Here is a 14011-nt window from a genome sequence, read left to right on the forward strand (position 1 = left end):
TCGCCGGCCGTCAGGGAGCGGCGGTGGCCTGCTCCCGTGCCGGGGTGGGCAGTTCGCGCATGCGCGGGAGCGGCGAGGGCAGCAGCCACAGGACCGCGAAGACCGCGCCCACGGTGGCGATCCAGAGGGTGGGGCGGACGCCGAGCGCGGTGCCCAGGAGGCCGCCGACGAGGGCGCCGATCGGCCGGAAGCCGTGGTTGAGGGTGCGGAAGGCGCCCATGACCCGGGCCCGCATGGTCTCGGGTATGAGGGCCATCTGGAAGGAGCCCGCGGCCACGTCGACGATCATCACGCCGGCGCAGGACAGGAACTCGGCGGCGAACAGCACTCCCACGACGACCGGCAGCGGACCGCCGGCGGCGGGTATGAGCACCAGCGGCAGGGTGAAGCCGGTGAAGCCGGCGACGAGGGAGCCGCCGATGCCGATCCGGCGGACGACGGCGCCGCTGACCGCCGCGCCGATCAGCCCGCCGACGGCTCCGGTGCCGAGCACCAGGCCGAGCAGCCCGGCGCCGAGACCGAGGTCCTTGGTCACGTAGAGGACGAAGAGGGTGTGGAACATGTAGTTGAAGAACTGCACGGTGCCGGAGGCGGCGAAGAGCGCCCGCATCGACGGCTCCCGCACCACCCAGCGGATCCCCTCGCTGAAGTGCCCCTTGGTCACGGGCGCGGGGGCCGGCTCGACCGGCCGGATCTTCGCCAGGTAGCCGGCGGACACCAGGTAGGTGACGGCGTCGGCCAGCAGCGCCAGCGGGGCGGTGAGCACCTGCACCAGCACGCCGCCGATACTGGGGCCGGCGAGCCAGGCCATCGAACGGCTTCCGTTCACCAGCGAGTTGGCCTGCACGAAGCGGTCGGTGGTGACGAGGGACGCGAAGATCGTGGAGTTGCAGACCTCGAAGAGCACCGACAGCGAGCCGACCCCGAGGGCGACGACGTAGAGCTGTCCGAGCGTCAGCAGGTCGAGGGCGTACGCGACGGGCAGGGAGACCAGCAGGGCGGCCCGGCCCAGATCCGTGGCGATCATGATCCGGCGGCGGTCGGCCCGCCGGTCCGCCCAGGCCCCGAACGGCAGGTTGAGGAGGAGGGCCGGGAGGAGTTCGAGGGTCTTGAGCCAGCCCATCTGGGCCGCGTCCGCGCCGAGCACGAGCACGGCGGCGAGCGGCAGCGCCATGAGGGAGATCTGGTCGCCGACGAGCGAGACGGTCTGGCCCGTCCAGTAGCGGCGGAAGGTCCGCTCGCGCAGCAGCGCCGGAACCCGTGCGGTGAGGCTCATCTCTGCCGTTCCTCGCTCTCGTCGACGTCCGGGTCCAGGTAGGCGATCTTCAGGAAACTGACGGGCTGGGCGCCCGGGGGCCGCAGCGACGGGTCGTCCTCGCGGTCCGCGTAGGCGCCGATCAGCGCGTCGATCCGCTTCCCGAGGTCCGCGAGTTCCTCGGGCGTGAGGTAGACGAGGGCGTCCCCGAACAGTTCGGCCTCGCGCCACTCCTTCGGCACCCCGGCCCGGTTCTCCAGCACCTTGGCGAACCGCCCGAAGTAGCGCTCGGCGACCGCCACGTTGAGGTCGTCGGCCGCCTGCGCGACCGACGGGTCGTCGCTGTAGCCGGGCCATTCCGTGTACCGCGCGGTCGCCCGCCAGGGCTTCTCCCGGCCGCGCCCGCCCGGCGCCTCCTCCACCAGCCCGTACTTGGCGAGTATCCGCAGGTGGTACGAGCAGCTGGCCACCGATTCGCCGGTGAGCTCGGCGGCCCGGGTGGCGGTGAAGGGCCCGTGCCTGCGGAGGAGCCCGACCAGGGTCATCCGCAGGGGGTGGGCGTAGGCCCGGAGGGCCAGGGGGTCGGTCAGCTGGATGCTGCGGGGCTGCTCGCCCCCGGCGGACGGAGCACTGTTCTCGGGCATGTTCCCAAGCTATCTATAGAAAGACTCCTTTACAAGGACTCGTTTACAAGCATTCATTTACAAGCGCTCGTTTACAAGCCATCTCCCGGGAGCGCTCCGCCGCCCCGGTCACCACCCCCTCGCCACAGCCACCAGTTCCCTCCCCGCACCCGCCACGGCGATCGCCCCGTCCCGGTCGGTCCGCAGCACGCGCGCCCCGCCCGCCCGCAGCGCCTCCAGCGTCCTCGGGTGCGGGTGGCCGTACGGATTCCCGGTCCCGGCCGAGACCAGCGCCAGCCGGGGCCGCACCGCCGCCGTCAGTCCCGGGTCCTGGTGCGCGGACCCGTGGTGCGCGACCTTCAGCACGTCCACCGCCCCCAGCTCCGGATGCGCCCGCCACAGCGCCCGCTGCGCCGGCGGCTCCAGATCACCGAGGAGCAGCAGGCTCACCCCGCCCGGCCCCCGGACCAGCAACGTGACGCTGGCGTCGTTCGGCCCGCCGTCCGGCGGCCCCGGCCCCGCCGGCGGCCACAGCACCCGCCACTCCAGCGCCCCGGCCCGCCGCACCTCCCCCGGCACCGCCCGCACCACCGGCACCCCCGACGCTCCCGCCACCCGCCGGACGAACTCCGCCTGCCCGGGCGGCTCGTCGAGCCCCGTCACCTGCACCGCCCCCACACCCCGCCCCCTCAACACCCCTGGCAGCCCGGCCACATGGTCGGCGTGGAAGTGCGTCAGCACCAGCAACGGCACGTGTCTCACCTCCAGTTCGCGCAGGCAGCGGTCCACCGCCGCCGGATCCGGCCCCGCGTCCACCACCACCCCCGACCCCGGTCCCGCCGCGAGCACCAGGGCGTCCCCCTGCCCCACCTGGCACATCGCGAACAGCCAGCCCGGCGGCGGCCATCCGGTGACCCAGCGCACCAGCGGCACCGGCCGCGCCACCACGAGCACCAGCGCCACGGCCACCGCGACCACCAGCCGGCGCCGCCACCGCACCCGCCGGACCGCTGCCACCACCGCCACCGTGACGAGCGCCAGCGCCGCACCGCCCCACCAGCCCCCTGGCCACGCCACCTCCGCCCCCGGCAGCTCCGCACCCGCCCGGGCCACCGCGGCGATCCACCCCGCCGGCCAGCCCGCGACCCACGCCGCCCCCGACGCGCCCGCCGCCCACACCGGCGCCAGCGCGAGCGCCGCGAACCCGAACACCGTCGCGGGCGCCACCGCCAGCTCCGCGAAGAGGTTCGCCGGAATCGCCACCAGACTCATCCGGCCCGCGAAGACCACCACCACCGGCGCACTCACCGCCTGCGCGGCGAGCGCGGCGGCCAGCGCCTCCGCGAGCCGCCCCGGCACCCCGCGCCGCCGCAGCCCCTCGCTCCACCCCGGCGCCACCACCAGCAGGGCCCCGGTGGCCAGCACGGACAGCAGGAACCCGTAACTCCGCGCCAGCCACGGGTCGTACAGCACCAGCAGCAGGACCACCGCCGCCAGCGCCGGAATCAGCGACCGGCGGCGTCCGGTGGCGACGGCCAGCAGCGCGACCAGTCCGCACGCCGCCGCCCGCAACACGCTCGGCTCGGGCCGGCACACCGCCACGAACGCCAGCGTGAGTCCCACCCCCACCAGCGCCGTCCCCCGCAGCGACAGCCCGATCCGGGGCGCGAGTCCGCCCCGCTCCACCCGCCGCGCCCGTCCCGGGCGCCCGACGAACAGCAGCAGCACGATCGACAGGTTGCTGCCGGACACGGCCAGCAGGTGCGTGAGATCGGTGGCCTCGAACGCGTCCCGCAGGTCGGTGCCGATCCGCGTGGTGTCCCCGACGACCAGCCCCGGCAACAGCGCCCGCGCGTCCGGCGCGAGCCCGTCGGTCGCCTCCCGCAGCCCGGCCCGCAGATCACCGGCGGTCCGCTGGAGCGCGCTCGGCGGCCCCACGATCCGCGGCGGCCCCGATCCGGCCTTGAGCACCGCCGCGTACGGATCGCCCGCTTCCCGCGGCGGCGTGAACCGCGCCCCGACCCGCAGCCGCGTCGACGGCAACAGCCCCAGCCACTCCTCCCGCCGCTCCCCCGGCGGCACGATCAGCAGCACCGGCGCCCGGGTCCGTACGGCCGCACCGCCCGCCCTCTCGACCCGCACCACCTCCGCGTCCATCACCACCGACACCGGCACCATCGCCCGCCCGCTCACCCGGGGCCGCGTGAGCCGGGGATCCGAGGTGACCGTCACCTCGACCGAGGCCCTGCCGTACTCCTGCGCCAGCACGGGCACCGGACCGCGCCGCAGATCCGCCGCGTGCAGCCCCGCCGACGCCGCCCCCGCGGCGGCACACAGCAGCACCCCGCCCCAGGCGGTCGCCCTCAACCGCCACCCCGGCACCACCCCCACCCGACCGCGCCCCGGCCCGGCGTCCGGCGCCGCATCCCGCCCTCTGGTCAGCCGCCGCGCCACCGCCGGCGTCAGCAGCACCCCGGCCGCAGCGAGGCAGACCCCCACCCCGGCGACCACCCACCAGCCCGCCACGCCCAGCGCCACGGCAGCGGCACCCCACGCGGCCAGCGCCGGCGGGACCAGCCGCAGATCGGCGGCCTCCTCCCGGGGCGCCCGCGCCTCCCGCTCCCGGTCCGCCACCTGCTCGCCCCCGGTCATGGCCGCACCAGCGGCTGGAGGTCCGCGTAACGCCGCTCGCCGATCCCGTCGACCTCGCGCAACTCCTCCACCGAACGGAACCCGCCGTGCTCCGACCGGTGCTCGACCAGGCGCCGCGCGAGCACCGGCCCCACCCCCGGAAGGCTGTCGAACTGCTCGACGGTCGCCGTGTTGAGGCTCAGCGGCACCCCGTCCCCGCCCGTCCCCGCAGCGGCTCCCCCGCCGCCCCCGGCCGGCCCTCCGCCGGCCGCCGCTCCCACCGCTCCTGGCACGCCGACCAGCACCTGCTCCCCGTCGAAGAGCACCCGCGCCCGGTTGAGCCCCGTCAGATCCGCCCCCGCGCGCACCCCTCCGGCCGCCCGCAGCGCGTCCGCGACCCGCGACCCGGCCGGAAGCGTCAGCACCCCCGGCCGCCGGACCTTCCCCGCCACATCCACGACGACCTTCGCCGAGCCCCCACCGCTCGCGGCGGAACCCGGCACCGAGGCCGACGCCGGGGCCGACGCCGACGGGACCGAGGACGGAGACGTGGCCACCACCGGAGCGACCCCGACGACCTCCGGCGCACGGACCGCCTCCGGCCGTCCCGCCCAGTAGAACCCCCCGGCCGCGCAGGCGGCCACCACCAGGACCACGGCGAGCGCCGCCAGCGACCGCGGCTCGAGCCCGCACCGCGTCTGCACCCACCACGGCAGCCGCTCCCGCACCGCCTGCCGCCACCGCCGCTCCCCCGCACCGGCGGTCACCGGCTCCGCGGCCACCACCTCGTCCGGTGGCACCGGCGGCGGGAACAGCGCGTCCCCCCGCTCCCGTACGACCCCCGCCTCACCCCCGACGGGCCCCGGCGGCGCGACCACCCGCCTCACCCGAGCCCGCCGCTGGGCGCGCCCGGGCGGCGCCCCTCGCCGGGGCCCGGTGAGTCCGGCAGGCCCGGCAGGCCCGGTCGAGGTGCCTGAGGAACGCAGGGAAGACGAAGACGTCGTACGAAGATCCATGCCTGCGACGGTAGGGTCCGCCACCACCCCGTGCCGTCGCCCGCCGACTTCTGTGGAAAGCGGCGTTCCTGTGGACAACCCGCTCACCCTCCCGGGTGAGAAAGCACCCTCCCGGGGGAGAAAGCCACCCAGCCACCCAGCCGCCCGGCAGCTCGGCTCAGCGCGGCGAGACGACCACCGCGAGCAGCCCGGGCCCGGTGTGCGCGCCGATCACGGCGCCGACCTCGCTGACGTGCAGTTCGGCGATGCCGGGCACGCGTTCCCGGAGGCGTTCGGCCAGCGCGTCGGCCCGGTCCGGCGCGGAGAGGTGGTGGACGGCGATGTCGACGGGACCGGAGCCGGCCTGCTCGGCGGCCAGCTCCTCCAGCCGGGCGATCGCCTTGGAGGCGGTCCGCACCTTCTCCTTCAGTTCGATGCGGCCGCCGTCGAGTTCGAGGAGCGGCTTCACGGCGAGCGCGGAGCCCAGCAGCGCCTGCGCGGTCCCGATCCGTCCGCCGCGGCGCAGGTAGTCCAGCGTGTCGACGTAGAAGTAGGCGGAGGTGTCCCCGGCGCGCTTCTCCGCCGCCGCGACCGCCTCGTCGAGCGACCCGCCGGCCTCCACGGCCTCCGCCGCCGCGACGGCGCAGAAGCCGAGGGCCATGCCGATCATGCGCGTGTCCACGACCCGTACCGGGACGGGCGCGTCCTTCGCCGCGAGCACGGCGGCGTCATAGGTGCCGGAGACCTCGGCGGAGAGGTGGAGGGAGACGATACCGCGCGCTCCCGCCTCGGCGGCCTCGCGGTAGGTGGCGGCGAAGACCTCGGGGCTGGGCCGGGAGGTGGTGACGGACCGTCGCTTCTGCAGCGCCTCGGCGAGCGATCTGGCGGAGATCTCGGTGCCCTCCAGGAGGGCGCGGTCGCCGATGACGACGGTCAGCGGGACCGCGGTGATGCCGTGCCGCTCCATCGTCTGCGGTGGCAGGTAGGCCGTTGAATCGGTGACGATCGCGACATGCCGGGACATGAGCGGGAGGTTACCCGCCGCGACGGCCGCTCGGCAGCCCGGCCCCGCTCACAGCCGGTCCGACGATCCCACGGAACGCGCGCCCGCCCGCTCGCGGAGGTCAGCCCGCGGACTCGGGCCGGGCCGTCTTCTCCCACGGATAAGCGGTCGTCCGCGGGTCGGGAGCGGTGATCGCCTGCGGCCCCTGCGCCCCGCCGGCACCCTGAGCACCCCCCGCCTCCGGCCGCTCCGAGCCGGCCGGCCCTTCCGCCCCCGGGGCGGTCTCGTACCAGGCGGGCTCCCCCGCCCCCGGCGCCGTCGCGCCGTACCCGGTCTGGGTGGAACCGGCGGTGTCGTGGGTCGTCGTCCAGTGCCGCAGCGCGCCCGTCTCGACGTCGATCTGGGCGCTCAGCGTGTCCAGGTCGTCCTCGGCGAACCGCCGGGCGCGGTCGCCGGCGGCCTGCCGCAGCGCGTCGGCCGACCCGGTGATCCGCTCGGTCCGCTCGGTGAGCGAGGGCAGCTGCCCGGCCACGTACGCCTTGTCGGGCTCCCGCTCCAGGCGCTTGAGGTCCTCGTCCAGCTCACGGCCGTGGGCGCTGAGCCGGCCGAAGAGGTCGAGCGACTCCCGCAGCGAGGCGTCCTCGGCCACCCCCGCCTGGAGCGCGTCCTGGGTGGCGCGCATCGAGGTGCGCAGCGAGAGCCGTAGCCGGGCCAGTTCGGCGGCGACGCCGACCTGGCCGAGGCTCTTGGCCCGCAGCGTGGTGTCCTCCACGGTGCGCCGGGCCTGGTCGAGGGTGCGGTCGACGCCGCGCTTCGCCGCCTTGGCCACCTTCACCGTGGCGTACACGCCGAGCGCCACGAACGAAAGGAAGAGCAGCGCCAGGATCGTGACAATCGTGGCTTCCATGTGCGTCGCTCCTCAGCTCCGTCGGCGTCCCACGGGTGTGGTTCTTCCACGGTAAACGGAGCGGGCAGGCCGAGGGTTCCATCGGAACCCCCAACCTGCCCGTAGGGGAAACCCCTAGGCCCCTCGTGGCACTCAGGCCACGATGTTCACCAGCTTCGGCGCACGCACGATCACCTTGCGGATCTCGGCGCCGCCGAGGGCGGCGACGACGTGCGGGTCGGCGAGGGCCAGCGCCTCCAGGTCGGCGTCGGTGATCGACGGGGAGACCTCCAGGCGGGCCTTGACCTTGCCCTTGATCTGCACGACGCAGGTCACGGTCTCGTCCACGACGTACGCCGGGTCGGCGACCGGGAAGTCCTGGTGGACGACCGAGTCGGTGTGGCCGAGGCGGTGCCACAGCTCTTCCGCGATGTGCGGGGCGAGCGGGGCGACCAGCAGCACCAGCTGCTCGGCGACGGTCCGGGAGATCGCGCCGCCGGTCTTGGTGAGGTGGTTGTTCAGCTCGGTGATCTTGGCGATGGCCGTGTTGAAGCGCATGCCGGCCATGTCCTGGGAGACGCCGTCGATCGCCTTGTGCAGGGCGCGCAGGGTGTCCTCGTCGGGCGCGGCGTCGACGACGGTGACCTCGCCGGTCGCCTCGTCGACGATGTTGCGCCACAGCCGCTGGAGCAGGCGGTACTGGCCGACGACGGCGCGGGTGTCCCACGGGCGGGAGACGTCCAGGGGGCCCATCGCCATCTCGTACAGGCGCAGGGTGTCGGCGCCGAACTCGGCGCAGATCTCGTCCGGCGTGACGGCGTTCTTCAGGGACTTGCCCATCTTGCCGAGGACGCGGCTGACCTTCTCGCCCTCGTACCAGTAGGCGCCGTCGCGCTCCTCGACCTCGGCGGCGGGGACCGCGATGCCGCGGGCGTCGCGGTAGACGAACGCCTGGATCATGCCCTGGTTGTAGAGCTTGTGGAACGGCTCGGCGGAGGAGACGTGCCCCAGGTCGAAGAGGATCTTCGACCAGAAGCGGGCGTACAGCAGGTGGAGCACGGCGTGCTCGGCGCCGCCGACGTACAGGTCGACGCCGCCGGTGGGCATGCCCTCGCGCGGGCCCATCCAGTACTGCTCGATGGCGGGGTCGACGAGCTTCTCGCCGTTGTGCGGGTCCAGGTAGCGCAACTCGTACCAGCAGGAACCGGCCCAGTTGGGCATGGTGTTGGTCTCGCGGCGGTACTTCTTCGGCCCGTCGCCCAGGTCGAGGGTGACGTTGACCCACTCCTCGTTGCGGGAGAGCGGGGTCTCGGGCTGGGTGTCGGCGTCGTCCGGGTCGAAGGTCCGCGGCGAGTAGTCCTCGACCTCGGGCAGCTCCAGCGGCAGCATCGACTCGGGCAGCGCGTGGGCGACGCCGTCCTCGTCGTAGACGATCGGGAAGGGCTCGCCCCAGTACCGCTGGCGGCTGAACAGCCAGTCGCGGAGGCGGTAGTTGACGGTGCCCTCGCCGATGCCGCGGTCGGCCAGCCAGGCGGTGATCTTCGCCTTGGCGTCGACGACGCCGAGGCCGTCCAGGGAGATCTCGTCGTTGGCGGAGTTGACCAGCTTCGCCTCGTACGAGCCGAAGGCGTCGTCCCAGGTGGACGGGTCGGTGCCGCGGTCGTCGCTCGGCTCGACGACGCAGCGCATCGGCAGCTCGAAGGCGCGCGCGAAGGCGAAGTCGCGGCTGTCGTGCGCGGGGACGGCCATGATGGCGCCGGTGCCGTAGCCCATGAGGACGTAGTCGGCGATGAAGACGGGGACCTGCTCGCCGCTGACCGGGTTGGTCGCGTACGCGCCGGTGAAGACGCCGGTCTTCTCCTTGGCGTCGGCCTGCCGCTCGACGTCGGACTTGGAGGCGGCCTGCTTGCGGTACGCGTCGACGGCCTCGGCGGGGGTGGCGTGACCGCCGGTCCACACCGCGTGGGTGCCCTCCGGCCAGGCCGCCGGCACGATCTTCTCGACCAGGTCGTGCTCGGGCGCGAGGACCATGTAGGTGGCGCCGAACAGGGTGTCCTGGCGGGTGGTGAAGACGGTGATGGCGCCGGTATCGCCGACCTGGAAGTCGACGCGGGCGCCCTCGGAGCGGCCGATCCAGTTGCGCTGCTGCAGCTTGATCGCCTCGGGCCAGTCCAGGCCGTCGAGGTCGTCCAGCAGGCGGTCCGCGTAGGCAGTGATGCGCATGTTCCACTGGCGCAGCTTGGCCTTGAAGACCGGGTAGTTGCCGCGCTCGGAACGGCCGTCGGCGGTGACCTCCTCGTTGGCGAGGACGGTGCCCAGGCCGGGGCACCAGTTGACCGGCGCGTCGGAGGCGTACGCCAGGCGGTACTCGCCCAGGACGGCGTCGCGCTCGACGGCGCTCAGGTCGGCCCACGCGCGCGTGGTGCCGGGGATCTCACGGGTGCCGTTCTCGAACTGCTCGATCAGCTCGGCGATCGGGCGGGCCTTGCCGGCCTCGGTGTCGTACCAGGAGTTGTAGATCTGGAGGAAGATCCACTGGGTCCACTTGTAGTACTCGGGGTCGATCGTGGCGAACGACCGCCGCTTGTCGTGGCCCAGGCCGAGCCGGCGCAGCTGGGCCTTCATGTTCTCCATGTTGGCCTCGGTGGACACGCGCGGGTGCGTGCCGGTCTGCACGGCGTACTGCTCGGCGGGCAGGCCGAAGGCGTCGAAGCCGAGGGTGTGCAGCACGTTGTGGCCGGACATGCGCGCGTGCCGGGCGAAGACGTCCGTGGCGATGTAACCGAGCGGGTGGCCGACGTGGAGGCCCGCACCGGAGGGGTACGGGAACATGTCCATGATGAACTTCTTGGGCCGGGCGGCGATCGCGGGGTCGCCCGCCAGGTCACCGGAGGGGTTCGGCGCCTCGTAGGTGCCCTCGGCGTCCCAGACGTCCTGCCAGCGTGCCTCGATGTCGGCGGCCATGGCCGCCGTGTAGCGATGCGGGGCCGCCGTCTCGGCAGCCGTGTTGATCTCGGTCATGGTCCTAGAAGCTCCATCGATCGTCTCTGCCCACTGCCACGAACTGCCACGAAATGAAAAATCCCCTCGCACAGGAGGGGACGCCGCGCCGACTCCGACGGGATCTCTTCCGCCCGTCGGGACTGATCAGCGCGGCTCGATAAGCAGGAGGCGTACGGCACGCATGGCGCCAGGGTACCGCAGCGCCCCCAGGGGCCGCATCGACGTCCACGGGCCGACACGGGCCCGCCGGACCGCGGGGGAAGGTCCTGAACGCCTCCAGAACACGAAGAAGCGGGCCATCCGATCCGGATGACCCGCTTCCCTGCTGTGGAGCTAAGGAGAATTGAACTCCTGACCTCTTGCATGCCATGCAAGCGCTCTACCAACTGAGCTATAGCCCCTCAATGCGGCATATCAGCGTACCGCAGAAGCGCGGAGAGCCACCGGGTACGGATGGCCCGTCTGCCTTCTGTGGAGCTAAGGAGAATTGAACTCCTGACCTCCTGCATGCCATGCAGGCGCTCTACCAACTGAGCTATAGCCCCTCGTGATCGTCTCCGCCCGGCTCCCTCGCGGGTCTTCCTCGCGGCGACGGACAGAACAGTAACCGCCCGCCGGGCAGATCTCCAAATCCGTTTCTCCGGCACTGTCGGAGGCTCCGGGTAGGGTCGCCCCCTGTGTCCCCCTCCGCACCTTCCCCGTCCCGCGCCCGGCCGTGGCCCCTGGTCGCCGCCGCGGTCACCTGCCTGATCTCGTTCGCGGCCTTCTGGGTGGCGCAGCGCGCCGCCCACGTGAACATGCTCGACGTGATGGTCTACCGGGCCGAGGCCGAGACCCTGCGGGCCGGCGGCGACCTGTACGCCATGCGCGCCACCTCGGCGAACCTGGCGATGACGTATCCGCCTTTCGCGGCCGTGCTGTTCCTGCCGCTGACCCTGGTCGGCGTCCCGCTGATGCGGACGCTCTCCACGGCGGGGAACCTGCTGCTGGTGCTGGCGCTGGTCCGGCTGTCGCTCCAGCTGGTCCGGCCGGCGCTCGCCGCGCCCGGACGCCGGGCCGACCTGTGGCGTACGACGCTGTGGGTCGCGGCGGTCGTGGTCTGGTCCGAGCCGGTGTGGACGACCCTCCGGTACGGGCAGATCAACCTGCTGGTCGCGGTGGCCGTGCTGTGGGACTTCACGCGCCGCGAGGGCAGCCGCTGGGCCGGGCTCGGCATCGGCCTGGCGACCGCGGTGAAACTCACACCCGGGCTCTTCGTGGTGCTGCTCCTCGCCGCCGGCCTGCTGCTGTGGCGCCGCGACCGGTCGGTGAACCAGTGGCTGCGCACGGCGCTGACCGCGACCGGGGTCTTCCTGGTGACGACGCTGGCGATGGCGGTGGCGCTGCCGGCCGACTCGAGGACGTTCTGGACCCGGACGCTGTTCGAGACGGGCCGGGTGGGTCACGCGGAGGAGACCGCCAACCAGTCCCTGAGCGGGGTCCTGGCCCGGCTGATGCACACGGACGCGCCCGGCCTGTGGTGGCTGGCGGCGGCGGTGCTGCTCGGCGGCGCGGCGATGGCGCTCGCGGTGCGGGCGGCGGTACGCGGCGACCGGGCGGTGGCCGTGGTGATCACCGCGTTCACGGCGCTGATGGTCTCCCCGATCTCCTGGTCCCACCACTGGGTGTGGTGCGTGCCGCTGCTGATCCTGCTGTACGACCGCGCCACGCGCGCGTGGCTCACGACGGGCGCGGTGGCGCTCGCCTTCGCCTCGTTCGCGCTGTGGTGGGTGCCGCACGACCCGGGGCGTCCCGAACTCGACCAGAACCCCGGACAGATGCTGCTGTCGGCGGTCTACCCGCTGACGGCGGCGGCGGTCTTCGCCGGGTACGCGCTGGCGGTGCGGCGGACGCGCCGGCCGGTGGCCCCCGAGGGCTCGGAGGGCCCTGCGGAGGCCGTCGCGGGCCGGGAGCCTCAGGCCGTGGCGAAGGAGTAGAAGCGCTTGAGGGTGCAGTGCTCGTCGAGGAGTCGGCCGTAGATCGGCTCCCCTTCGAGTTCGCGGTAGGTCTCGATCGGGTCGCCCTTTATGATCAGCGCCCGTGCGCACTCTTCGCACCAGTACTGGTAGTCCGGGTTGACGGGGTCCATGTCCCGCACGATGGGCGTGCCGCTGCCGCACCAGTCGCACTTCCGCCTGTGCGCACCCAAAGGCCACCCTCCCGTCCGGACCCGGTCCCCCTCCGGCCGTCCGATTCTGCCATGGCGGGGCGGCGGCCCAGAAGTGACAGAACGACAGATCCCGCCCCCCTGGTCGGGGGACGGGATCCGGTGACTGTGGAGCTAAGGAGAATTGAACTCCTGACCTCTTGCATGCCATGCAAGCGCTCTACCAACTGAGCTATAGCCCCTCGTGTTCTTCGCGCCGGAGCGCTGCGAACAAGATGAACTTTAGCCTGTGACCTGCCGGATAGTGAAATCCGGGCCGCGGGGGCCCGGACCGGCCCGTCAGGTGTCGTCGCCGAGCACCGGCTCGGGCAGCGAGCCGGCGTTGTGCTCCAGGAGGCGCCAGCCCCGCACGCCCTGGCCGAGGACGGACCAGCAGCAGTTCGAGACGCCGCCCAGGCTCTCCCAGTGGTGCGGCTCCAGACCGAGGAGCCGGCCGATGGCGGTACGGATGGTGCCGCCGTGGCTGACCACGACCAGGGTGCCGTCCTCCGGGAGCTTGTCGGCGTGGTCCAGGATCACCGGCGCGGCCCGGTCGGCCACCTCGGTCTCCAGCTCGCCGCCGCCCCGGCGGACCGGCTCGCCGCGCTTCCAGGCGGCGTACTGCTCGCCGTACCGCGCGACGATCTCGTCGTGCGTGAGGCCCTGCCAGTCGCCCGCGTACGTCTCGCGCAGGGCGGCGTCGTGGGCGACGGAGAGGCCGGTGAGCGCCGCCAGCTCGGCGGCCGTGGCCGCCGTCCGCTTCAGGTCCGACGCGACGATCGCGTCGGGGCGCAGGGCGGCGAGCAGCCGGGCCGCCTGCCGGGCCTGGTGGACGCCGGCCTCGGTGAGCTCGATGTCGGTCGAGCCCTGGAAGCGGCGCTCCAGGTTCCAGGAGGTCTGGCCGTGGCGCCACAGGACGATACGGCGGCCGGTGCCGCCCTTGGCGGTGGCGCTCAGCTCAGCTCACCGTCCGCCGGCAGGTCGGCGCCGGTCAGGGCGGCGTGCTCGGCCGCCTTGCCGCGGGTCTTGACGGCGTCCTCGGGCAGCGGGAGCTCGGGGCAGTCCTTCCACAGCCGCTCCAGGGCGTAGAAGACCCGCTCCTCGCTGTGCTGCACGTGGATGACGATGTCGACGTAGTCGAGGAGGATCCAGCGGGCGTCGCGGTCGCCCTCGCGGCGCACCGGCTTGGCGCCGAGCTCCTTCTGGAGCCGCTCCTCGATCTCGTCGACGATCGACTTGACCTGGCGGTCGTTGGGCGCGGAGGCGAGCAGGAAGGCGTCGGTGATCGACAGCACGTCGCTGACGTCGTACGCGATGATGTCGTGAGCGAGCCGGTCGGCCGCCGCCTGGGCGGCGGCGTTGACGAGCTCGATGGAGCGGTCCGTAGCGGTCACAAGCAGGCTTTCGTCGGCGGTCCAGTACCCCTCCAG

The 14011-nt window shown here is 73.4% G+C and carries 11 protein-coding genes and 3 tRNA genes; 1 reads left to right on the plus strand and 13 read right to left on the minus strand.

Going from position 1 to position 14011, the window contains the following annotated elements:
• Positions 1-10 precede the first annotated feature (10 nt).
• The 9 genes from ACFVQZ_RS29335 to ACFVQZ_RS29375 all read right to left on the minus strand — a co-directional run bounded on the left by ACFVQZ_RS29335 (position 11) and on the right by ACFVQZ_RS29375 (position 10941).
• Positions 11-1276, minus strand: a complete 1266-nt coding sequence (locus ACFVQZ_RS29335) for an MFS transporter (RefSeq protein ID WP_383627693.1) — start codon at positions 1274-1276, stop codon at positions 11-13.
• A complete protein-coding gene (locus ACFVQZ_RS29340; protein WP_030494114.1) occupies positions 1273-1899 on the minus strand; it encodes a helix-turn-helix domain-containing protein in 627 nt (208 codons plus the stop codon). The genes ACFVQZ_RS29335 and ACFVQZ_RS29340 overlap by 4 nt, the downstream gene beginning before the upstream one ends.
• Before the next feature lie 108 nt (positions 1900-2007).
• Positions 2008-4530 carry a ComEC/Rec2 family competence protein gene (locus ACFVQZ_RS29345; RefSeq protein ID WP_383627696.1) on the minus strand — a complete coding sequence of 841 codons (2523 nt, stop codon included), beginning with the start codon at positions 4528-4530 and terminating at the stop codon, positions 2008-2010.
• Positions 4527-5309 carry a ComEA family DNA-binding protein gene (locus ACFVQZ_RS29350; RefSeq protein ID WP_321192646.1) on the minus strand — a complete coding sequence of 261 codons (783 nt, stop codon included), beginning with the start codon at positions 5307-5309 and terminating at the stop codon, positions 4527-4529. The genes ACFVQZ_RS29345 and ACFVQZ_RS29350 overlap by 4 nt, the downstream gene beginning before the upstream one ends.
• Positions 5310-5682: 373 nt before the next feature.
• Complete coding sequence (locus ACFVQZ_RS29355; protein WP_030494112.1) at positions 5683-6528, minus strand: DegV family protein; 846 nt, start codon at positions 6526-6528, stop codon at positions 5683-5685.
• A 100-nt stretch (positions 6529-6628) separates the two neighbouring features.
• The gene (locus ACFVQZ_RS29360) at positions 6629-7414 is read right to left on the minus strand and encodes a hypothetical protein (protein ID WP_383627699.1); all 786 of its coding nucleotides are present in this window, start codon (positions 7412-7414) and stop codon (positions 6629-6631) included.
• A gap of 132 nt (positions 7415-7546) precedes the next feature.
• A complete protein-coding gene (gene leuS / locus ACFVQZ_RS29365) occupies positions 7547-10414 on the minus strand; it encodes a leucine--tRNA ligase (RefSeq protein WP_030494110.1) in 2868 nt (955 codons plus the stop codon).
• A 310-nt stretch (positions 10415-10724) separates the two neighbouring features.
• A tRNA-Ala gene (locus tag ACFVQZ_RS29370) sits at positions 10725-10797 on the minus strand.
• A gap of 71 nt (positions 10798-10868) precedes the next feature.
• Positions 10869-10941, minus strand: a tRNA-Ala gene (locus ACFVQZ_RS29375).
• 132 nt (positions 10942-11073) lie between these two features.
• On the opposite strand from ACFVQZ_RS29375, the gene ACFVQZ_RS29380 reads away from it, so the two are divergent.
• Positions 11074-12372, plus strand: a complete 1299-nt coding sequence (locus ACFVQZ_RS29380; protein WP_383627702.1) for a glycosyltransferase 87 family protein — start codon at positions 11074-11076, stop codon at positions 12370-12372.
• Here ACFVQZ_RS29380 and ACFVQZ_RS29385 read toward each other — a convergent pair.
• The 4 genes from ACFVQZ_RS29385 to rsfS form a co-directional block, all read right to left on the minus strand.
• Positions 12351-12584, minus strand: coding sequence for a hypothetical protein (locus tag ACFVQZ_RS29385; protein WP_030494108.1), 234 nt, complete (start codon positions 12582-12584; stop codon positions 12351-12353). The two genes, ACFVQZ_RS29380 and ACFVQZ_RS29385, sit on opposite strands and share 22 nt — an antisense overlap.
• 127 nt (positions 12585-12711) lie before the next feature.
• A tRNA-Ala gene (locus ACFVQZ_RS29390) sits at positions 12712-12784 on the minus strand.
• A gap of 97 nt (positions 12785-12881) precedes the next feature.
• A complete protein-coding gene (locus ACFVQZ_RS29395) occupies positions 12882-13538 on the minus strand; it encodes a histidine phosphatase family protein (protein ID WP_383627723.1) in 657 nt (218 codons plus the stop codon).
• Positions 13535-13975 (minus strand): ribosome silencing factor, encoded by a 441-nt coding sequence (gene rsfS, locus ACFVQZ_RS29400; RefSeq protein ID WP_030494106.1) that lies wholly within the window; start codon positions 13973-13975, stop codon positions 13535-13537. The genes ACFVQZ_RS29395 and rsfS overlap by 4 nt, the downstream gene beginning before the upstream one ends.
• Positions 13976-14011: the final 36 nt, after the last annotated feature.

It is taken from the genome of Streptomyces sp. NPDC057854, from assembly GCF_042797055.1.
Classification (GTDB): Bacteria; Actinomycetota; Actinomycetes; order Streptomycetales; family Streptomycetaceae; genus Streptomyces.